The following is a 23503-nucleotide window of genomic DNA, read 5'->3' on the forward strand; positions in this document are numbered from 1 at the left end:
CCTCTTCGGCGCGGCGGACGCGGGCGCTCACGCCAGGCTCCGTTCGAATTCGTCGAGGCTGATCGCGCCTTCGCCGGCGGCTTCGATCAGCCGGGTCAAGAACTCCTCGTCGGGATCGGCCGCCTCGGCGGGCCGCGGCCCGTCGAGCGCCCGGACGCGGAACCCGTGCAGCCGCAAGCAGATCTCGCCTTCGTCGTCGCACACGTCGATGTCGAGCGCGTACTCGCCGGGAACCGCTCCGTCCGCGGCGAACCGGACGACCGCCCACGCCGTGTCCGGCAGCGGGCGCAGCACGCGGACCTCGTCGACCGAGTGCGGGAGCGCGGCGGGCACCGCTTCGTCGCCGTCGGCGGCGAAAAGCCCCAGTGCGCTTTGGAACGCCGCGTCGAGCAGGCTCGGGTGCAGCACGAACGCCGGGTCGGCCGCGGCCTCGGCCGGGCGCCGCAGCCGCGCCACCGCGAGTTCGGCTCCGCTGTGCAGCCGCTCGATGGTCCGCAAGGCGGGCCCGTAGCCGAGGTCGAGCCCGCCGAAGCGCGCGTAGCACTCCCCCGCCTCGAGGACGCGTCCGTGGCACTGCTGCTCGACCAGGGCCGGGATGTCGTGGCGCGGCAACGGTTCCGGGTCCGCCCCGGCGGCCAGCACGCCGTGGCCGTGCACGACGGCCTCGCCGTCCGGGCCGGTGGTGCTCACCCGGTAGGCCAGCGTGCCGTCCCGGTCGGCCGAGAGTCCGATGTGGACATCGGTGGCCGACTCGACCGGCAGCGGCCGGTCCCAGGTGGCGCCGGTGAGCGACCAGGCGCGGTCGCCACCCGCCAGCCGGGCCGCGGCCAGTGCCATCTCCAGGTAGGCCGCTCCGGGCAGCACCGGCACCCCGCGGACCCGGTGGCCGTCGAGGAAGAACTCCCGGCCGGTGAACCGCGTGGTGTAACGCGGCCCGGTCAGATCCGAGGTGTTCGCGTGCACGAGCGGGTGCAGCTTCGCCCCCGCAGTCCCGGTGGTCCCGGCCGCCGGGACGCTGGTGTCGAGCCAGTAGCGCTTGAGCCGGAACGGGTAGGTCGGCAGCGGGATCCGCCGCTGCGGGCCGGTGTGCCACCGGCTCCAGTCGACCTCGGCGCCCCGCACCCAGGCCCGCAGGGCGGCGGCCGGGTCCGCGCCCGCCGGGGCCGCCGGAACGCCGTCGCGGGCGACGCGGCCGGTGACGACCGAGCCGTCCGGTTCGCCGCGCAGCCACGATTCCAGGCCGGCCGCGAGTGCGGCGACGCTGCCGGCGACGCAGCCCAGCCGCTCGGTCATGGCGGTGCGCCCGAGCTGGGACGTGGAGGCGATCGAGGCCAGGTCGGCGTCGTCGTAGCGGCCGTCGCGCAGCGCGGCGACCCAGTTCTCCACCAGGGTGCGCAGCACTTCGGGGTGGCTCGCGGACAGCACGACGGGCAGCGGTCCCGCGGGCGGCGCGGCGGGCGCCGGCTTCGGCACGTACTCCTCCAGCACGACGTGCGCGTTCGCGCCGCCGAAGGCGAAGGAGCTCACCCCGGCGCGGCGCGGCAGCTCGGCACCGGCGGCGTCGACCGGCGCCGGCCACGGCTGCTTCTCACGCACCAGGAAGAACGGCGTGCCGTCGAGCTTGACGTACGGGTTGACCGTGTCGCAGTGCAGGCTCTCGACGAGCGTGCGGTGCTTCATCTGCAGCAGCACCTTGATCACGCCGGCCACGCCGGCCGCGACCTCCAGGTGCCCGATGTTGGTCTTCACCGACCCGACGCCGCAGTGCGCGCCGGTCACCGCCGCCCCGGCGTCGGCGTAGAGGTCGCGGAAGGCCTCCTTGAGCCCGTTGACCTCCACCGGGTCGCCGAGTTTCGTGCCGGTGCCGTGCGCTTCGATGTAGCCGACCGTGCGCGGGTCGATCCCGGCCCTCCGGTAGGCCGCGCGGATCACCGCGGCCTGCGCCTTCGGATTGGGCGCGGTCAGCGAATTCGCGCGGCCACCGTGGTTTTCGGCGGTGCCGCGGATCAGCCCGTAGATGTGGTCGCCGTCGCGCTCGGCCGCCGACAGCCGCTTCAGCACCAGCATCCCGACACCCTCGCCCCGCGCGTAGCCGTCCGCGTCGGCGGAGAAGGTCTTGCTGCGGCCGTCCTCGGCGAGCATCCCGGCCTTGCTCATGCTGATGTGCAGGTCCTTGCTGAGCACGGTGTTGACGCCGCCGACGATGGCCATGTCGGACGTGCCGTCCTGCAGGGCGCAGACCGCGCGGTGAGTGGCGATCAGCGCGCTGGAGCAGGCGGTGTCGACGGGCTCGCTCGGGCCGTGCACGTCCAGGAAGTAGCTCATCCGGTTCGGCCCGAGGCACGGCGCGGCCCCGGTGGCGTCGTAGGGCTCCACGACCGGCGAGTACTTCGCGACCATCGTGGGGTACCCGGTGCTCGCGGTGCCCACCACGATCGCCAGGTCGCTGCCCGCCACGGACTCCGCCGCGTAACCGGCGTCTTCCAGTGCCTTCCACGCGTAGAGGAGCATGAGCCGCTGCTGCGGGTCCATCAGCTCGGCTTCGCGCGGGGAGATGTCGAAGAACAGCGGGTCGAAGTCGCCGACGCCGTCGATGAACCCGCCCCACTTGACGTTGCTGGTGTTGGGCTCGGTGACCGGGTCGCCGTAGCACTCGCGCCAGTCCCAGCGGTCGGCCGGGATCTCGCTGATGCAGTCGCGCCCCTCGGCCAGGTTGCGCCAGAACTCGGCGATGTCCCCGGCCATCGGGAACCGGCCGCTCATCCCGATCACGGCGATCGGCTCCGGTCCCTCCGGCTCTTCCGGCTCTTCGGCGGCCGCTTCCGCCGCGGCGGCCTCCGGTTCCGGCGGGACGGCGGGGCCGCCGAGCCGGTCCGCGTGGTGGGTCAGCAGGTAGTCCGCGAGCCCGTCGAGCGTCGGGTACTCGAACAGCAACGTCGGGTCCAGCGTCAGCCCGAACCGCGCGTTGACCTCCGAGACGAGCTCGGTCAGGGACAGCGAGTCCACCCCGTACCGGCTCAGCTCACGGCCGCCCTCGATCCGCTCCGCCGGGAGCCGCAGCACGGCCGACGTCAGCTCCGTGAGCTCGGCCAGCACCGCCGTCCGCGGCGCCGGGGCCGCGACCGGTTCGGGAGCCGGTTCGGGGCCGAAGACGGCGCCGTGGTGCTCCGCCAGGTAGGCGGCCAGGCCGTCGAGGGTGGGGTACTCGATCAGCAGGGTCGGCACCAGGCTCAGGCCGAACTCGTCGTTGAGCAGGCCGACGAAGTCCACCAGCGAGATCGAGTCGAACCCGTACTCGGCGAGGTCGACCGCGCCTTCGATTTCCTCGGCCGGCACGTCGAGCAGGCGTGACACCCGCTCGGCCAGCAGCAGTTCCACCAAGCCGCCGGACTCGGGCACGGCGGGCACCTCCGTTTCGGTGACGGGTTCGGGGACGGGAGCGGGCTCCGGGGCGGCGAGCAGGGTCCGCTCGATCCGCTCCCGGTCGCCGTACATGACCAGGACGTGCGGTGCGCCGCTGCCGTAGGCGTGGCGGAGCGCCGCCACCCCGGCCGCCGACGGCATCGGCACGATGCCCACGGTGTCCAGCATGGATCGTTCGGTCGCGGCGTCGACGCGCATGCCACCGCCGGCCCACAGCGGCCAGCCGACGCTGAGCGTGTGCCCGTGCCGCTCCCCCGCGGCGACCTGGGCCGCCCGCCGGGCCGCGAAGGCGTCGAGGAACGCGTTGGCCGCGGCGTAGTCGGCCTGGCCCGGGTTCCCGGACGCCGACAGCGAGGAGAAGCCGATGAAGAACTCCAGCCGCGTGCCCGCGGTCGCCTCGTCGAGGTGGACCAGGCCCGCGACCTTCGCGGCGAAGACCGCCCGCAGGTCGGCCGCGGTCTTCTTGGCCAGGTAGCCGTCGCGCAGGACCCCGGCGCAGTGCAGGACCCCGTGGAGGGCGCCGTGTCCGGCCACGACGCCGTCGACGCAGCGCTCGACCGCGGCCCGGTCCGCGACGTCCAGCTGCCGGTAGCTCGCGTCCGCCCCGGCCGCGCGCAGCTCGTCGAGCAGCGGGGCCGGCTCTTCGGGCGAACGGCCGCACAGCACCAGCACCGGCGCGGCGACGCTGGTGGCGATCTCCCGGGCGAACACCCGGCCGAGGCCGCCCGCGCCCCCGGTGATCAGGTAGACGCCGCCGGCCCGCCACGGCCGCACCGCCGGCGCGTCGGGCAGCGGGGTCCACCGCGCGACCTCGCGGCGGCCGTCCGTTTCCCGCGTCACCACGTCGTCGGGGGCGGCGGCTTCCCGGCGCAGGCGGGCGGCCACTTCGGCCGCGTCGGCGGTGGACGCCACCTCGACGAGCTGGGTGAGCAGCTTCGGGTGCTCACGGCGCGCGGTGCGCAACAGCCCGGCCAGCCCGGCGTACGGCTGGTTCTCCGCACCGGCGGGCACGACGACCTGCAGCAGCACCCGGCCGTCCCGGCTCGCCCCGACGACGGCCCGCAGCCGGGCGAGCAGCGCTTCGGCCTGCGCGGTGAAGGCGGCGGCCAGGTCTTCACCGCCTGGCAGGGCGGTGCACGGCACGTCGAGGTGAGCCCCGACCGCGGCAGCATCGAGGGCCCCAATGCCAGCGAGCAGCACCTCGTGGCGAGCCGGCGGCTGCGTCGGTAACGGCGCGGCGGCCGGGTGCCAGCCGGACCGGGCCAGCACGAGGGAACCGCGCTCCCGGCCGCCGCCGGGCTCGATCCCATCGACACCAGCGGAGCCGACAGGCAGCGCCTCGAGGCGAGCCGATCCCCGCGCGACGCCCGACCCGGCCAAGTCCCCGCCACCAGGCACAGCGGCGCGAACCTCGGCCCCGCCGACACCAGCTGAGCCGACAGGCAGCGCCTCACGGCGAACCGATCCCCGCGCGACGCCCGACCCCGCCAGATCCCCGCCACCCGGCACAGCGGCGCGAACCTCGGCCGCGTCCGCACTGGCGGAGCCGACCGGCACTGCCTCGCGGCGAACCGGCCCAGCCGGATTTCCGCCGCCCCGCGGGGCAGCGGCCGCATCCGCCGCCTCCACGGCGGCGCCACCGGGCTGGTTCGCGCCGCCCGGCCGCACGGCGACCGCCTCCGAGTCGCCCGCACCTGCCGGGCCGCCGCCCGGGAGGGCGCGGAACGTGAACCCGAGCAGGCGCACGCACACCTCGCCGTCGTCGTCGCACAGGTCGATGTCCAGCCGCCGGACCGTGCCCGGGCGGTCGTTGGCCGACGGGCGGATCACCGCCCAGCCGGTGGCCGGCGTGGGGGCGTGCACGCGGACTTCGGTGAGGGCGAACGGCAGCGCGGCCGTGACCTCCTCCGCGCCTTCGGCCAGGGCCAAGCCGAGGGTGGCCTGCAGCGCGGAGTCGAGCATCGCGGGGTGCACCGTGCTGCCGGTCGCGGCGCCGGGACGGCGCAGGCGCGCGACGATCAGTCCGTCACCGATGTGGAGCCGCTCGATGCCCCGCATGGCGGGCCCGAGCCCCATTTCCGTGCCTTCGTACTCGGCGTAGCAGGCGTCGCGGTCGAGCGTGCGGCGCGTGCACCGGTCCCGCAGCGCGGCGATGTCCAGCCGGGGCGGCGCGGTGGGCGCGGACGGCTCGATCCGGCCTTGGCCGTGGGTGACCGGCTCGCCCGCGCCGGTCGTGGCGATGCGGTAGCCGAACGCGCCGCCGTCCTGCGGATCCAGGGTGATTTCGGCGGTCGTCGGCGCCGTGATCCGCGCCGGCCGCGTCCAGACGACGTTGCGCAGCACCACCCCGGTCCGCGGGAAACCCTCGGCTTCGGCGGCGGCCCTGGCCAGTTCCAGGTACACGACGCCGGGCAGCACCGGCACGCCGGAAACCCGGTGGTGGTCGAGGAAGAACTCGCGGCCCGTCAGCTCGACGGCATGGGCGCGGCCACCGCCGGGTCGCTTGTGGACGGTCAGCGGAGCCGGCTCGGCGACGGGCGGGACGGCCGGCGGCGTGGTGATCCAGTACCGCTCACCGCCGAACGGGTAGCCCGGCAGCGGCACCACGCGGAAGCCGCCGCCGAACAGACCGCCGAACGACGCGAGCTCGCCGCGCACGTACCGCTGCACCGCCTCCGACGGCGTCAGCTCCCGCGGATCGACCGGCTCGGGGTGTTCGCCGGGCACCGTCCCGGTGACGACCGGGCCGGCGTGGCCGTCGCGCAGCCAGGCCCGCATGGCCTCGGCCCACTCCGCCGCGTCCCGCGCGACGCAGGCCCACCGCCACGTCTCGTGCCGCCGTCCGGTCGCCAGGGTGAACGCGACGTCGCCGAGGTCGAGGCCGGGGTGGGCCTCGACGTGGGCGAGCATCCGCTCGACGTGGGCGCGCAGCGTGCCCTCGTCCTGCGCGGACAGCACGACCGGCCACTCGTCCCGCGCGGGGTGCGCCGGGCCGTCGGGCTCGGGCGCCTCCTCGAAGACGGCGTGCGCGTTGGTGCCGCTGGCGCCGAAGGAGCTGACCCCGGCCCGGCGCGGCCCGGACGCCGGCTGCGGCCAGTCACGCAGCTCCGCGGGGACGTGGAACGGGCTGCCCGCCAGCGGGATGGCCGGGTTGGGCCGGGTGAAGTGCAGGGACGGCGGCACCTGCCGGTGGTGCAGCGCCAGCAGGACCTTCAGCGCGCCGGCGACGCCCGCGGTGAACTGGGTGTGCCCGAGGTTGGTCTTGATCGACCCGAGCGCGCAGCCGCCGGACGGCGCGCCGTCGAACGCCTCGGCGAGCGCGCCGAACTCGATCGGGTCGCCGAGCGGGGTGCCGGTGCCGTGGGCCTCGAGCAGCTGGACCCCGTCCGGGCGCACCCCCGCGGCGCGGTGGACCTGGCGTACCAGGTCCACCTGAGCCTGGGCGCTCGGCGCGGTGATGCCGTGGGTGGTGCCGTCCTGGTTGACGCCGGACCCGCGGATCACGCCGTAGACGTGGTCGCCGTCGCGCCGGGCGTCGCTCAGCCGCTTCAGCACCAGGACACCGGCGCCTTCGCCCGGCACCATCCCGTCCGCGGCCGCGTCGAACGTGCGGCACCGGCCGGTCGGCGAGAGCATCTTCGCGGTGGCCGAGTACTCGTAGAGCCGCGGGGTTGCCTGGACGAACACGCCGCCGGCCAGCGCCATCGACACCGTGCCGAGCCGGAGGCTGTCGCAGGCCAGGTGGATGGCGACCAGCGAGCTGGAGCACGCCGAGTCGACCGCGACCGCGGGCCCGGACAGGTCGAGCAGGTAGGAGATCCGGGACGCGATGACCGAGGCCATGTTGCCCCACATGGTCTGCGGCGGCCGCTCGGCGCCGATCAGCTCGTGGTAGTCGCCCGGGTAGGCGCCGACGTAGACCCCGCACGCACGGTCGGTGAGCCGCTCGCCCGCGTAACCGGCGTCTTCCAGCGCGTGCCAGCACTCCTCGAGGAACACCCGCTGCTGCGGATCGGTGTGCACGGCCTCGGTGCCGGACACGCCGAAGAACAACGCGTCGAAGCGGGCCGGGTCCTCCAGGAAGCTGCCGTGCTGACGGCCCGCCTTCGGGCCCAGCCGCCCGGTCAGGTCCCAGCGGGTCACTTCGCCGACGAGGTCGTCCCCGGCGGCCAGGTGCGCCCACAGGCTCTCGGCGTCCGGGCTGCCGGCGAACCGCGCGGCCAGGCCGACGACCGCGATCGGCTCGGCGGTGGCCGTCGACGCGCTCGGCAGTGGGGTCGCCGGGGTCGCCGGGGTCGCCGGGGTCGCTCCGCCCGGCCAGGCGCGGCGGCGCTGGAACGGGTACGTCGGCAGCGGGGTGCGCCGCACGTCGCGCCCGGCGAACAACGCCTCGGTGGCCAGCTCCCCGCCGTCGCGCCAAGCCGCCCGGATCCGCTCCAGCCCGGCGTCCGCCGCCGGGTGCTCGGTCCCGTCCGCCAGCCAGGACTCCAGCCGGCTCAGCAGGGTTTCGCGGTCGGCGGCGGCGAAGGCGACGCGCTGTCCGAAGTGGACACGGCCGTTCGCCAGGGTGTGGCTGACGTCCCGGAGCACGGCCTCCGGCGTCGCGGTCAGGTGCCCGGCCAGCGCGGCGACGAGCTGCCGCAGCGGTTCGGGCCGGGGCGCGGACACCACGAACAACAGTTCCCGGCCGTCGTCCTCACGCGGCCCGGGGGTGGGCGGTTCCTCGACGACGACGTGGGCGTTGGTGCCGCTGAACCCGAACGAGCTCGTCGCGGCGACCAGCCGGCCGCGGTGGTTCGGCTCCCACGGCCGCAGCCGCGTGACGACGTGGAACGGGCTGCCGTCGAGCCGGATCGCCGGGTTGGTCTCCTCGTGGTGCAGCGACGGCGGCAGCGTGCGGTGGCGCAGGGCCAGCACGATCTTCAGCAGCCCGGCCACGCCGGCGGCCGACATGGTGTGGCCGATGTTCGTCTTCACCGAGCCGAGCGCACAGCCGCGGGAGCCCTCGGCGGCGCCGAACGCGCGGACCAGCGCCTCGGTCTCGATCGGGTCGCCGAGCCGGGTGCCGGTGCCGTGCGCTTCGACGTACCCGATCTCCGCCGGGTCGACGCCGAAGCGCTCGTGCACCTCCCGGATCAGCCGCTCCTGTGACGCCGCGCTCGGGGCGGTGATCCCGTTGGTGGCGCCGTCCTGGTTGACCCCCGACCCGCGGAGCACGGCGTGGACGTGGTCGCCGTCGGCGAGCGCGTCGGCGAGCCGCTTGAGCACCACCACCCCGGCGCCTTCGCCGGGGACGAAGCCGTCGGCCGCCGCGTCGAAGGTGTGGCAGCGGCCGGTCGGCGAAAGCATCCCCGCGCGCCCGGCCGTCAGGTGGGTGCGCGGCGTGGTCAGCACGGCGACGCCGCCGGCGATCGCCAGGTCGACTTCCCCGCTCCACAGCGCCTGGCAGGCGAGGTGGACGGCGACCAGCGAGCTGGAGCACGCCGTGTCGACGGCGATCGCGGGCCCGCGCAGGTTCAGGTGGTAGGCCACCCGGGCGGGCACGATCGACGGGGCGTTGCCCCAGGCCGCCTGCGCCGGCGGCCGCTCGTCGAACCAGGCGCTGTAGTCGCCGCCGGTGCAGCCGGCGTAGACGCCCGCGCGGGTGCCTTCCAGCGCGGCGCCGACGTACCCGGCGTCCTCCAGCGCCGTCCACGCCTGCTCGAGGAACAGCCGCTGCTGCGGATCGGTGTAGGCCGCTTCGCGCCCGGACATCCGGAAGAAGCGGGCGTCGAACTCGTCGATGCCGTCGAGGAAGCTGCCGGACCGGCACGGCACGTCCGCCCATTCCGGGCCGGAGGTGTCCCAGCGCTCGATCGGGCCGACCAGGTCGTCGCCGGCGGCGAGGTGCGCCCACAGCGCGTCCAGGTCGGGCGACTGGGCGAACCGGCCGCTGATCCCGATGACGGCGATCGGCTCCCCCACCACCCCGGCGGCGGGCGCGGGCAGGGCGGCGGGCGCCGTCATCGGCTCGTCGCCGGCCGCCGGGGCCGCGCCGGGCAGGGCGGGCCGGTGCTCGCCCGCGATGTGCGCGGCGAGCTGCTCGACGCTGTGGTGGTCGAAGATCACCGTGGTCAGCAGGTCGAGCCCGAGCGATTCGTTGAGCTGCCGGACGAAGCCCGCGCCGACGATCGAGTCGAGGCCGTAGTCGGCGAACGCGCGGGCCGGGTCGATGGCGTCCCCGGGCATCCGCAGCGCCTCGGCGAGGGCGCCGAGCACGACGGCGGCGACCGCGGCCACGGGCACCGGGGCCGGCTTGGCGGACACCGGGGCAGGCAGGGCGGGTGCCACGGCCGGCTCCGGCAGGGCGCGCGGCCGGCGGGCCACCCCGTCGCTGTGGGCGAGCACCACCTGCTGGCCGAGCGGCTCGGCGTCGGCCGCGGGGTGGGTGACGGCGGTGAATCCCTCCTGCGCCAGGAGAGTCCGCCAGCCGGCCGGGGACAGCGCCGGGCCGTCCGGCACGCGCAGCTCGGGGTCGGTGGGGGCCCACCAGCCGTCCAGCAGCCCGAAGGTCAGGTGGTTCACGAGGTAGAACCCGCTGATCTCGTTGAGCGCCAGCAGCCCGTTGCCGCGCAGCAGGGCCTTGACGCCGCGCAGCGTCGCGCGCACGTCCGCCGTCGTGTGCAGGACGTTGGCCGCGATGACGACGTCGAACGTCCCGGGCTCCGGACCCTGGCCGTGCGGCGGCTCGGCGACGTCGAGCACCCGGTAGGTGAGGAAGCCGTGCCGGGCGCCGAAGGTGTCCTCGGCGCGGTGCAGGAACGCCCGTGACACGTCGGTGAAGCAGTACTCGGCGAGCGGCAGCCCGGCCTCGGCGAGCCGGTCGAGCACCACGCGCGTGGTGCCCCCGGTGCCCGCGCCGGCCTCCAGCACGCGCAGCCGCGCGCCGGGCTCGGCGGCGAGCCGCGCCCGCAGGAAGCCGACGACGTTCTCGGCCAGCACGGCGTTGAAGTGGTCGGCGACCCGGTTGTCCCGGTACACGCCCTCGACCAGGTCGAAGGAGCCGCCCGGGAACAGCACGTCGGTGGCCGGGACCTCGCCGCGCAGCACGGCGGGCAGGGCGGGCACGGTCCGGCCGAGCAGGGCCAGCGGCGTGCGCAGGTCGGGATTGGCCGCGGTCCAGCGCTCCGCCGAGCGCGGCCAGTCCACCCGGCACGCCTCGGCGTCCGGGACCGCCGCGGTCCAGCGGCCCGCGTCGTCGAGCAGGCCGTGCTCGGTGAGCACCCGCAGCGTCGGCGGCAGCCAGCGGGCGAACCGGCCGCTGGCCGGGAGGTCCGCCGCCGCGGCGAACCCGGCCGCGCGCAGTTCCGCGGCGACCCAGCGGGCCAGGGCCGCGTCGACCTCGGCGGGCACCGGGCCCGCCTGGTAGGCGGCGAGCGCCGCGGGCAGCGGCACCTCGGCCGGGGCGGTGGGCGCGGCCGGCGCGCCGGGGTGCACCTCGGCGGTCTGCCCGGTCAGCACGCCCTCCACCGGCAGCGGCCGGCCGAGCCGCAGGAACCCGATCTGGTCGAGCGGCCCGGCGAGCAGGGCTTCCAGCGCGGCCATCGCGGGGCCGGGCTCGATCGGCGCGAGGCCGGCCGCGGCCATGTCCTCGAGCAGGTCCTCGGTGACGTTGCCCCAGTAGCCCCAGTTCACCGTCTTCACCGGGCAGCCCAGTGCCGCGCGCATGCCCGCCGCCGCCGCGTCCACGGAGGCGCAAGCCGCCGCGTAGTGCGCCTGGCCGGCGTTGCGGATGAAGGTGACCAGCGACGACACCAGCAGCACGAAGTCGAGGTCGAGCCCCGCGAAGACGTCCGCGAAGTGCGCGCAGGGGTCTACTTTGGACGCCAGCGTCGCGGCCAGGTCCGGCTCGGCCAGCTCGGCGAGCGGGGTGTGGCTGAACGTCATCGCCAGGTGCACCACGCCGTCGATCCGGCCGTGCCGCCGCAGCACCTCGTCGCGGACGGCGCGCAGCGCGGCCGGGTCGGCGGCGTCGGCGCGCAGGTAAGCCGGCTCGGGGCCGGCGATCCCGGCCCGGCGCGCGCGGATGCCGTCGTCCTCGGCGCGGCGGCCGACCCAGACAACGCGGGCGCCGTAGGTGCGGGCGAGGTGCTCGGTGAGCACGACGCCGAGGTCGCCGGCGCCGCCGACGAGCAGGTACACGCCGTCCCGGCGGAACACCGGCGCGGCGGGCGCGGGCAGGTCGACCGGCAGCAGCCGGCGGCGCAGCCACTGCCCACCGGCACGCACGACCGGGTGCGCGCGGCGGTCGGCGGGCAGGCCGAACACCTCGGCCGGCCGCAGTGGCTCGTCGCCGGGCAGGTCGACGGCCCGGACCCGCCACCGCGGCTGCTCCTTCGCCAGGCCGCCGAGCAGGCCGTGCAGGGCGGCCTGGGCGGGGTCGCCGGGACCGCCCGCCGGGTCGAAGGCACCGCGGGTGAGCAAGGTCAGCTCGAAGTCGCGGTCGCCGTGCCGGGCCTGCAGCCGGTTGAGGACCTGGTGCATCCGCCGGACCGCGGCGCGGTGCCCGGAAAGCCGGGTGGCCGCGGAGCCCTCGACCCGGGTCGGGAACGCCAGGACGGCGGCGCTTTCGGCCGCACCCTCCCCGGTGACCACCTCGGCACCCCAGTCCCGCAGCGCGGCGACATCACCGGCGGACAACCCGACGGCGAGCAACCGCCCTCCGGGGGCGGCTGTCGTGGGCCGCTCGGCTTCCCAGACGGGGCAGACGGTGAGGTGCCCGGCGGGCAGGGTGGCGGGCTGGGTGGCGGGCACCGAGCCGGAGTTCACCCCGAACCCGGCCACGGTCGCCGGAGCGGGCACGGGCGCGGGCGATGCGGCAGCCGCCGAACCGGCACGCGCCCCGACCCCGGCGGCGACCACCACCGGAGCGGGCACCGAGGCAGGCGCCGGACCGGAGTCCACACCGGACTCCACGATGGACCCGTCGACGACCGCCGGTGCGGGCGTGGTCTCCGGAGCAGGCACGCCAGGCGACGCGAGCCGCTCCGGCTTCGGGAGGACATCCGTGTACCAGTAGCGGTCACGGGCGAACGGGTACGTCGGCAGGCCGACGCGGCGCGGGCGGGGGCCGTCGGCGTGCAGGCGGGGCCACTCCACCGTGACGCCGCCCGCCCAGGCCTCCGCCACCGAGGCCGGCTTGCCGCGGGCCGCCCAGCGGGTCAGGGTTTCCTGGAATTCGCCGTCCTCCGCGAGGGCGGCCCAGGGGCCCGTGGGCTCGCCGCTGCCGGTGAACGTGTCCGGGGGCAGTGGTGCCCCGGCGGCGTAGGCGTCCAGTGCCGCGCCGAGGGTCGCCAGGTCGGCCGCGACCGTCGCGAACCGGGCGGGCATCGGCTCCCGGCCGACCTGGAGGGTGTAGGCGATGTCGGCGAGGTCCGCGTCGCGCCACGAGCCGTCGCGCAGCTCGTCGCGCAGCCGCTGCGCCGACTCGCGCAGCCGCGTCTCGTCCAGGGCGGACAGCACCACGATCTGGGCCGTCGCCGGCCGCGGCGGGGGTTCGGGCACGACGTGCTCCTCCACGAGCAGGTGGGCGTTGGACCCGCCGGCGCCGAACGCCGAGACCACGCCGACGCGCGGCTCGCCGCCGGTCCGCGGCCACGGGGCGGCCTCGCGCTGCAGCACGAACGGCGTGCCGGCGAAGTCGATCTCCGGGTTGACGCTCTCGGCGTGCAGCGACGGCGCGAACGTCCCGTGCCGCATCTGCAGCAAGACCTTGCTGAGACCCGCGATCCCCGCCGCCGCCTCGAGGTGGCCGACGGCGGACTTGACCGAGCCGATCGCGCAGAAGCCGCGGTCTTCGGTGAACTCGGTGAACGCGGCGGTCAGCCCGGCCACCTCGATCGGGTCGCCCAGCGGGGTGCCGGTGCCGTGCGCCTCGACGTAGCCGATGCGCCGCGGGTCGATCCCGGCGGTCCGGTGGGCGCGGCGGATCACCGCCGCCTGCGCCCGCGGGTTCGGCACGGTGAAGCCGTGGGTGTGCCCGCCGTGGTTGACCGCGCTGCCCCGGATGACGCCCAGGATGCGGTCGCCGTCGGCTTCGGCGTCGGCCAGCGGGCGCAGCAGCACCGTGCCGACGCCCTCGCCGGGCACGTAGCCGTCGCCACCGGCGCCGAAGCTGCGGCAGCGGCCGTCGCTGGAGGCGAACTGCGTCTGCCCGATCATCAGGTACTTGCCCGGGTGCAGCGACAGGTTGACGCCGCCGGCGATGGCCGCACCGCACTCCCCGCGCCGCAGCGCCGCGCACGCGAGGTGGATGGCGGTCAGCGCCGAGGCGCACATGGTGTCCACCGCGACGCTCGGGCCGTCGGCGTCGAAGAAGTACGACACGCGGTTCGCGATCGACGCGAGGCTGCCCGGCACGACGACCGGCTCGCCCCGCACGGCCTGTTCCGCGCCGTAGAGCTGGTACTCGGTGTACATCGCCCCGGCGAACACCCCGATGTCGCCCGCGTCCGCGCCCGCCCGGGCCCGCGCCGCGGCACGCAGCGAGTCCCGCGTGTGGCCGGCGTCCTGCAGCGTCTCGTACGCCGACTGCAGGAACAGCCGCTCCTGGGGGTCCATCGTGGCCGCCGCGGCCGGGGAGATGCCGAAGAACAACGGGTCGAACTCGTCGACGCCGTCGAGAAAGCCGCCCCACTTGGCGTAGGTCTTGCCCGGGACGCCGCGGCGCGCGTCGTAGTAGCGCTCGTGGTCCCAGCGGTCGCCGGGGATCTCGGTCACGCAGTCCACCCCGGCCAGCAGGTTGGCCCAGAACTCGTCGAGGTTCCGCGCGCCGGGGTAACGCCCCGACATGCCGATGACGGCGATCGGCACGTCCTCGCCGGACCGGCCGGGCGACGGCGCGGGCGCCGGTTCCGCCGCGACCGCCGCCGGGGCGGCCGCGGGTGCCGGCTCGGTCAGGCCGGCCAGTGCGGCGAGCGCGTCCGGCTGGGTGCGGGCGAAGTGGCGGGCGAGCCCGTCGATCGTGCGCACCTCGAAGAACAGTGTGCTGCCGACGTTGCCGAACACCTTCCGCACCGCTTCGGTCAGCTGCACCACCAGGATCGAGTCGATGCCGTAGCGGTCGAACGTCACGTCGGCGCGCACCGACGACACCGGCAGCTGGAGCACGTCCGCGACGAGACCGCGGAAGTGCTCACGCGCCCGCTCCAGCAACTCGGCCTCGCGGTCGGTCCCCGCCGCCACGGACGCGGGCGCAGGCGCGGCTGCCGGTGCGGCGACGGGAGCCGGCGCCGAGCCGGGTTCCCCGGGGACCGGCGCGAAAGCCGGGCTCCCGGCCGGAACGGGCTGCCGGACGACGCCGTCGCTTTCCGCGACGAACACCTGCTGCCCGAGGTCGTCGGCGCCCTCGGCGGCGACGAACGCCGGCCGGAAGCCGGTCTCCTCGAGGGCGCGCAGCCAGTCGCGCGGGCTGAGGCCGGGCGAGCCGGGAATCCGCAGCGCCGGGTCGTCGTAGCGCCACCAGCCGTCGAGCAGGCCGAAGGTGAGGTGGCTGAAGAACACGTTGTCACTGAGCTCGTTGAGCAGCAGCACGCCGTTCGCGCGCAGGGCCGCCTTGGTGTTGGTCAGCGTCGCGCGGATGTTGCGGGTCGCGTGCAGCACGTTCGTGGCGACGGCGACGTCGAAGCTCCCGAGCTCGACACCTTGCTCCGCCAAGGGCTTCTCGATGTCGAGGATGCGGGGATCGAGGTAGGGCGCGGCCTCGCCGTAGGTCCGGCGGGCGTGCCGCAGGAAAGCCTGGGAAAGGTCGGTGTAGCAATAGGTTTCGAGGTGCTCGCGCCACGGGGCCAGCCGGCGGAACAGCACCGCACTGGTGCCGCCGGTGCCCGCGCCGATCTCCAGGATCCGCAGCCGCACCCCCGGGTCCTCGGCCACCCGGGCGCGCACGTGCTCGACGAGCGTGTCGGCCAGCACGTCGTTGAAGTAGTCGGCGACCGGGTTGTCGCGGTAGACGGCTTCGACGAGTTCCAGGGACGACTTCGGGAACATGACGTCGGTCGCCGGGCGGCGGCCGGTGAGCACGTCGGTGAGCGCGCGCAGGGTCGTGTCGACGAGCACCGCCTGCGGGCGCTTGCCGTCGCTGTCCAGCCACGGCGCCCGGTCGAGGTCCCAGCGGCGCCAGGCAGCGTCGAGGTCGGCCGGCCCGGTGTCGACGGCTTCGTAGCGGCCGTCGCCGGTTTCGCGCAGCAGGCCCCGGCGGGCGAACACGGCCAGGGTGTGGCCGAGCCACCGCTCGTAGCGGGCCTCGATGCCCCCGGCGGCGAGCCAGTCGGCGACGGTGCCGCGGCGGCCCGCGCCGAACAGGCCGAGGTGGCGCAGCAGGGCCCAGGTGATCCGGACCAGCGCGTCCTCCATGGACCGGCCGTGCCCGTCGGCGGCGGCGCGCACGCGCTCGATCGCGGCGCCGCGGTCGGGCCGGGCCGCGAGCAGCGCCGCGACCGGGGAGGACCCGGTGCCGGGCAGGGTGGTGAGGACGCTGTCCTCGTAGGCGACGGCGATGCTGCGGGCGTCGGCCGCCTTCAGCAGGGCCAGCCGGTCGTGCGGGGACGTCAGCAGCCGGTCGAACGCGGCCATGCCCTCGGCCGGTTCGATGGAGCCCAGGCCCAGGCGCGCCATCCGCTGCCGGTAGCCGGCTTCGGCCACCACGCCGACGCCGCCCCAGTAACCCCAGTTCATCACCTTCACCGGGCAGCCGAGCCGTCCGGCCAGCTCGTCGGCGTAGGCGTCGGCGAACGCGCAGCCCGCCGCGTAGTTGGCCTGTCCCGGCGCGGTGAAGAACGCCTGCATCGAGGAGAAGAACGCGACGAACTCCAGCGGCTGGCCGTCGAAGACCTCGGCGAGGTTGACCGCCACGGCCGCCTTGGCCGCGTAGGTGGCGCGGAAGCGCTCCTCGTCCATCCGGGCCACGCTGCGGTCGCCGAGCACGATCGCGGTGTGCAGCACGCCGTGCACCGGCCCGTGGCGCCGCACGATCTCGGCGCAGGCTCGGCGCAGGTCAGCCGGATCGGTGGCGTCGGCGCGCACGTAGTCCGGCTTCGGCCCGTGGGCGGCGATCCGCTCCTGGTTCGCCGCGATCTCTTCGTCCAGCGGACGGCGGCCGATCCAGACCACCTGGGTACCGTGGCGGCGCACCAGGTGCTCGGTCCACACGGTGCCGATGCCGCCGGCCCCGCCGATGGCGACGACGACGCCGCCGGGCGCCCCGGGCACGGCGGGCGGGCGCGCGTCGGCGACCTCCAGCAGCCGCTGCCGGAACCACTCGCCGCGGCGCCGGGCGGCGACCGCGCCGCGCAGCGCGGCCGGCGGATTCAGCACCGCGTCCCACGGCACCGGCTCGGCCGCGGCGACGTCGACCACCCGCACCCGCCAGTGCGGGTACTCCTTGGCGACCGAGCCGAGGAGGCCGTGCACCCCCGCGTGCTTCGCGTCGACGAACTCGTCACCCGGCACGCGGCACGCCTGCCGGGTGACCGCGGTGAACCCGATCTCCCGCTCGTCCGCCCCGCCGGCCAGCAGGGCCTTGATCCACCGGAAGACGGTGTACGCGCCGTCGGCTCCCTCACCTTCCGGAGCGAGCCAGACGACGTGGTCGGCGTCGGCGGGCAGGTTCCCGGCATCCTCGGCGCCGAGGACGGTGGCGCCGGGGAAGCGGGCCAGGAACGCGTCGCGGTCGGCCGCGCCGCCCCCGGCGAGGACCGGCCGGGTGCCGGCCGCCGGTGCGCGTTCGACGTCGCCCGGCAACGCGTCCCAGACCGGGGCGAGCAGGGCCGTGCGGACGCCCGCCTCCGCCGCCACGCGCCGGAAGGCGAGCCCGCGCAGGCGCACCGCGACGCGGCCTTCGTCGTCGCACACGTCGATGTCCACTGTGTCCAGTGGCTCCAGTGGTTCCGCACTGTCCACAGTGGTCGTTCGCCCGCCGGCGCGCCGCACGTGCGCCCACATCGCCGCCGTGGTGGGCGCGAGGATGTCGACCGCGTCGACGGCGAACGGCAGGGCTGGCCGGCCCGCGGGCCCGGCCAGCGCGCCGGTCTCGTCGCCGAACAGCCCGACGACCGCCTGCACCGCGCTGTCCAGCAGCGCCGGGTGCACGGCCAGGCCGGGGTCGTCGGCACCGCCGGGCAGGACGAGTTTCGCCAGCACTTCACCGTCGCCGACGGCCAGCCCGTCGAGCGCGCGCAGCCGGCTGCCGTGGCCGATGCCGACCGCGTCGAGGGCCGCCCGGCACTGCCCGGCGGTCAGCGACCGGACGCGGCAGCGCTCGCGCACCTCGCGCAGCGGCACGGTCGCGGCGGGGCCGGGTTCGGCGTACCGGCCGTGGGCGTGCGCTTCGGCGCCGTCGCGCCGCACGCGGAAGACGTCCCCGTCGCGCTCCACCGACAGCTCGGCCCCCTCGGCGCCGACCGGGAACGGCGCCGCCCACACGAGGTCGCGCAGCCCGGCCGGGGTGAACGCCCCGGGGGTCGCCGCGCGCCGGGCGAACTCCAGCGACAGCACGGCCGGCAGCACCGCCCGGCCGTTGACGTGGTGGTCGGCGAGGAAGAACTCCTCGCCGGTGAGCCGGACGCGGTAGGCGGTGGCCGTCTCCCCCGGCCAGTAGCGCTGCCGCTCGTACGGGTAGGTCGGCAGCGGCACGATCCGCCGGGCCGCGGCGGGGAAGGCTTCGGCGTACCGGACGGCGTCGCCGCGCACGAACGCCGCCGCCAGCTCCCGGGCGGTGGCGGGCGGCGCGGTCACGGCAGCCGGCGGGTCGGCGGGCGCCTCACCGGTCAGCACGTCCGCCTCCGCGCCGGACAGCCAGGCCCGCAGGCGCCGCACGAGCGTGGCCGGGTCCCCGGCCACGACGGCGAGCCGGTACGGCAGGGGCGCCCGGCCGGCCGCGAGGCTGAAGGCGATCTCCGCGGCGGACAGCTCCGGCTGCCGCTCCAGGTGCGCGGCGAGCCGCCCGGCCGCGGACCGCAGCGCCGCCGGGGTCCGCGCCGACAACAGGAACGCCTGCTCCCCCGGCACCTCGGCGGCCGGGTCGCGCCGGTACTCCTCCAGCACCACGTGCGCGTTGGTGCCGCTGGCTCCGAACGAGCTGACCGCGGCGCGGCGCGGGCCCTGCGCGGGCGCGGCCCATTCGGTGGTTTCCGACGGCACCGTGAACGGGCTGCCGGCCAGCGGGATCCGCGGGTTCGCCGCGGCGAAGTGCAGCGACGCCGGGATCCGGCGGTGGCGCAGGGCGAGCACCGCCTTGAGCACCCCGGCCACCCCGGCGGCGAACTGGGTGTGCCCGAGGTTGGTCTTGATCGAGCCGAGCGCGACGCTGCCCGGCGGGGCGCCGTCGAACACCCGGGACAGGGCGCGGAACTCGATCGGGTCACCCAGCGGGGTGCCGGTGCCGTGCGCCTCCACGAGCTGGACGCCGCCGGGCCCGATCCCGGCGTGCACCTCGCGCAGCAGCCGTTCCTGGGACGCCGCGCTGGGCGCGGTGAGCCCGTTCGTGGTGCCGTCCTGGTTGACGCCCGAGGCGCGCACGACGGCGTGGATGTGGTCGCCGTCGCGCTCGGCGTCGGCGAGCCGCTTGAGCACGAGCGCGCCCGCGCCCTCGCCCGGCACGAACCCGTCGGCGCCGGCGTCGAAGCTGCGGCACCGGCCCGACGGCGAGAGCATCCCGGCCCGGGCGGCCGAGGCGTAGAGCCGCGGCGTCGTCTGCACGAACACGCCGCCGGCGATGGCCAGGTCGGTGGTGCCCGCCCGCAGGTCGCGGCAGGCCAGGTCGATCGCGACCAGCGAGCTGGAGCAGGAGGTGTCCACGGTGAGCGCCGGGCCGGTCAGGTCGAGCAGGTAGGCGATCCGGGACGCGACGACCGAGCCCATGGTGCCCCACAGCGCCTGCGCGGGCGCCGTGCCGTCCAGGTGCTCCCCGTAGTCGCCGGCGTAGCAGCCGACGTAGACGCCGGTCCGGTCGCCGGGGCGGCGTTCGCCGGTGCGGCCGGCGTCCTCCAGGGCGTTCCAGCACTGTTCGAGGAAGATCCGCTGCTGCGGGTCCATCGCGGTCGCCTCGACGCCGGAGATGCCGAAGAAGGCGGGGTCGAACCGGTCGATGCCGCGCACGAAGCTGCCGGTGCGGCAGCCGATCTCCGGCGCCAGCGGCCACCGGGTGACCGGCTCGACGAGGTCGGCGCCGGCCAGGAGGTGGTCCCACAGCTCGTCCGGGCTTTCCGCGTCGCCGTAGCGCGCGGCCATCCCGACGATCGCGACGGCGTCGTCGTCCGGCGCGCGGTGGCCGGCGGGGGCGGCCGCGGCCGGGCGCACCCCGGCCAGGAACGCGCCGAGGCGGGCCAGGGTGCCGTGGTCGAACAGGTCGGTCGTGTCGATCGCGGTGCCCAGCGCCTCGTTGAGCCGGTGCACCAGGCTCACGCCGAGGATCGAGTCGAGCCCGTAGTCGGCGAACGGCCGGTGCCGCTCGATCTCGCCGGGCGGCAGCTGGAGGATGTCCGCCAGCTCGGTCAGCAGGACGTGTTCGGCGTCCGCCTCTCCGGCGGGAGCCGCCGGCCGCGCGGGTGCGGGGGACGTCTCGTGCGTCGACGGCCCGAACCAGAACTCGGGGCCGGCGAAGGGGTACCCGGGCAGGTGCACCCGGCGCGCGGCCGGCCCTCCACTGTCCAAAAGGGACCAGTCGAGCGGGGCGCCCTTGGCCCAGAAGGCCGCCGCTTCACCCCAAAGGCCGTCGGCGGCCCACCGTTCGACCAGCGCGCGCAGCTCGGCCTTGCCGGCCAGCGCGGCCAGGGTCTCCTGGCTGGCCCGGACCCGCCCGCGCCACCAGGGCCCTTCGGCGGCGGGGTCGGCGAGGAAGGCCCGCAGCTGCTCGCGCCACTCCCGCACGTCCCGCGCCACGAAGCACAGCCGTTCGGTCATGGCCTCGCGGCCGGTCTGCAGCGTCGCCGCGACGGCCGCGAGGTCGGGGTCGTCCTGGCGGTCGAGCCAGCCGGCCAGCGCGGCGGCGCGGCCGCGCAGGTCCTCCTCGGTCCGCGCGGACAGCGGCAGCAGCACGGGACGGCGCAGCGGGGCGGACAGCGTAGGAGCGGACGGGGTGGGGGTGGGCCGGTGCTCCGCCACGATCACGTGCGCGTTCGCGCCGCCCGCGCCGAAGGAGGAGATCCCGGCGATCCGCCGCCCGCCGTCCGGCCGCGGCCACGCACCGCCGTCGCGGCCGAGGGCGAACGGCGTCGCGGCGAAGTCGATGTCGGGGTTGGGTTCCTCGGCGTGCAGGCTCGGCGCCAGCTCGCCGTGGCGCAGCTGCAGCACCACCTTGGTCAGCCCGGCGATGCCCGCGGCCGCCTCCAGGTGGCCGATGTTGCTCTTGACCGAGCCGAGCGCGCAGGAGCCCGTGGCGGGCTCGTCCGGGGCGAACGCCTGGGTGAGGCCGTCGATCTCGATCGGGTCGCCGAGCCGGGTGCCGGTGCCGTGCGCCTCGACGTAGCCGATGTCGGCCGCGCTGAGCCCGGCCCGGTCGAGCGCTTCCCGCACCACCGCGGCCTGGGCGCGCGGGTTGGGCACGGTGTAGCCGTTGGTGCGGCCGCCGTGGTTGACCGCGGACCCGAGGATGACCGCGTGGACGGGGTCGCCGTCGGCCTCGGCCGCGGCCAGGGGCTTGAGCAGCACCGCGCCGACGCCCTCGCCGGGGACGAACCCGTCGCCGCCCGCGCCGAAGCTGCGGCAGCGGCCGTCGGCGGCGAGCATCCGGGCCCGGCACAGCTCGACGTAGGTCGAGGGGTGCAGGTACAGGTTCACCCCGCCGGCGATGGCCAGTTCGCACGCGCCGGAGCGCAGGTGCTCGCACGCTTCGTGGATCGCGGTCAGCGAGGCCGAGCACATCGTGTCCACCGGCAGGCTCGGTCCCCGCAGGTCCAGCAGGTAGGAGACGCGGTTGGCCAGTGACGCGAAGGAGGTCCGCGGCGCGGGCCGGAGCCCGCCGGAGGCCGGCGGGCGGTGGCGGTCGAAGCCGGTCTTGGTCACCCCGGCGAAGACCCCGACCCGGCCCTGGTGCCGCTCGGCCAGCCGGGCCCGGGTGTACCCGGCGTCTTCCAGAGCGCACCACACCGTTTCCAGGAACAGCCGCTCCTGCGGGTCGATGTCGGCGGCCTCCCGCGGCGCGATGCCGAAGAACGCGGCGTCGAACCGGGCGAAGCCGTCGAGGAACGCGCCCCACTTGCTGTAGCTGGCCCCCTCCTCGACGGCCCGCTGCCGGTCGGGCTCGTAGAAGCCGTCCAGCGACCACCGCGTGGCCGGGATTTCCCGGACGCTGTCGCGGCCGGCCCGCAGGTTGGCCCAGAAGTCCTCCAGGGTGGGGGCGTCCGGGTAACGGCCGCCGATCCCGATGACGGCGATCGGTTCGCCGGCCGCGACGGGCCGCGGGGACGCCGGTGCGGGAGCAGCGGCCCGAGCCGCCGCGGAACCGGACTCGGGTGCGGGCTCCGGCTCCGGGGCGGGAGCAGCGGCCCGAGCCGCCGCGGAACCGGACTCGGGTGCGGGCTCCGGCTCCGGGGCGGGAGCAGCGGTCGAAGAGGCCTCGGCGAGCCAGCGGGCGCAGCCGTCCGGGAAGTGCTCGGCGAGGTGGGCGGCCAGGTCCCCCAGCGTCGGGTACTGGTAGAGCAGCGTCTTGGGCAGCGCCCCGAACCACCGCGCGAACCGCCGGTTCAGCCGGGTGACGGTGAGCGAGTCGATCCCGTAGCCGTCCAGCGGGGCCGCCGCGTCGAGCCGGGCGGGGTCGAGCCGCATCGTCTCGGCCAGCAGGTCCTTCAACCGGACCAGCACGCGGGCGGTCAGGTCGGCCGGCTTCCCGTGCATGTCGTTCCCTTCCCCTTCCCCGGAAATCACGACGTGGGCGGCACCGAGCGCGATCGCTCCGTGCAGGGCCGCCAGTGCGGCGGCGGTCTCCAGCGGCGGGCCGAACCGCTCCGCGAGGGCGGGCAGCTCCTCCTCGGGCGGGTGCATGCCGCCGTCGCGCCACAGCGGCCAGCCCAGCGAGACGCTCACGCCGTGGCGCTCGCCGCGGGCGGCCCGCCCGGCCCGGACCCCGAGGTAGGCGTCGAGGAACCCGTTGGCGGCGGCGTAGCCGGCTTGGCCCGGGTTGCCGAGTGCCCCGGCGGCCGCGGAGAACGCGGCGAAGAAGTCGAGCGGCAGGTCGCGGGTCGCCTCGTCGAGGTGCACCACGCCGCTCACCTTCGGCGCGAGCACGCGCCGGAAGTCCTGGTAGGACGCGTGGATCAGGTAGCCGTCGCGCAGCACGCCGGCCGCGTGCACGACGCCGTCGAGCCGTCCGTGCGTGCCGACGACGTCCTCGACGAGCCGGCGCACCGCGGCCGCGTCCGTGACGTCCACGCTGCGGTACTCGCCGGGTCCGCCGGAGTCGGGGGCCCGGCCGCACCGGACCACGACCGCGCCCGGGGCGCGGCGCGTCACGTCTTCGGCGAGGAGCCGGCCGATCCCGCCCGCTCCGCCGCTGATCAGGTAGACGCCGCCGGGGCGCCACGCGGCCGGGGCGGCGGTGGCCGGCGTGGTGTCCCAGTGCGGGACCTCCCGGCCGGCCGGGGTGTAGCGCACGTGGTCGCGTTCCCCGCCCGCTTCGGCGGCCAGCGCCGCGGCCAGCTCGTCGGCCGACGGCTCGTGCGCGAACTCGACGAGCTGCCCGTGCAGCGCCGGATCTTCCTGGGCGGCGGTGCGCAGCAGCCCGAGCAGGCCCGGGAACGCGGTGCCCGCCCGGCAGGCGACCTGCACCAGGCACGGGCGGCCCGCCGGTGCCGAGAGCAACCGCTTGAGCTCGCCGAAGAGCCGGATCGCGGCCCGTTCGTAGGCGGTGGCCGGGTCGTCGCCTTCGCCGGGTACCAGCGCGAGCGAGGTGCCGGGGAACCGGTCGCGGACGGCGGCTCCGGGCAGGTCGCACACCAGGACCAGCCGCCGGGCGCCGGCCGGCGGAGCGGCCGGGCCTGCCGGTTCGGCGCGCCACGCGGGCACGCGCAGGATGCTGCGGGTCACGGCGGGAACTTCCTTCCAGCGG

Annotated in this window: 1 protein-coding gene; it reads right to left on the reverse strand. The window is 76.3% G+C overall.

Annotated features, from left to right (window positions below):
• Positions 1 to 27: 27 nt before the first annotated feature.
• Positions 28 to 23481, reverse strand: a complete 23454-nt coding sequence (locus ACLJQE_RS07575; protein ID WP_410638384.1) for an SDR family NAD(P)-dependent oxidoreductase — start codon at positions 23479 to 23481, stop codon at positions 28 to 30.
• Between the last annotated feature and the right edge of the window lie 22 nt (positions 23482 to 23503).

Origin of the sequence: Amycolatopsis sp. lyj-346, assembly GCF_046548975.1 — a bacterium.
Classification (GTDB): domain Bacteria; phylum Actinomycetota; class Actinomycetes; order Mycobacteriales; family Pseudonocardiaceae; genus Amycolatopsis.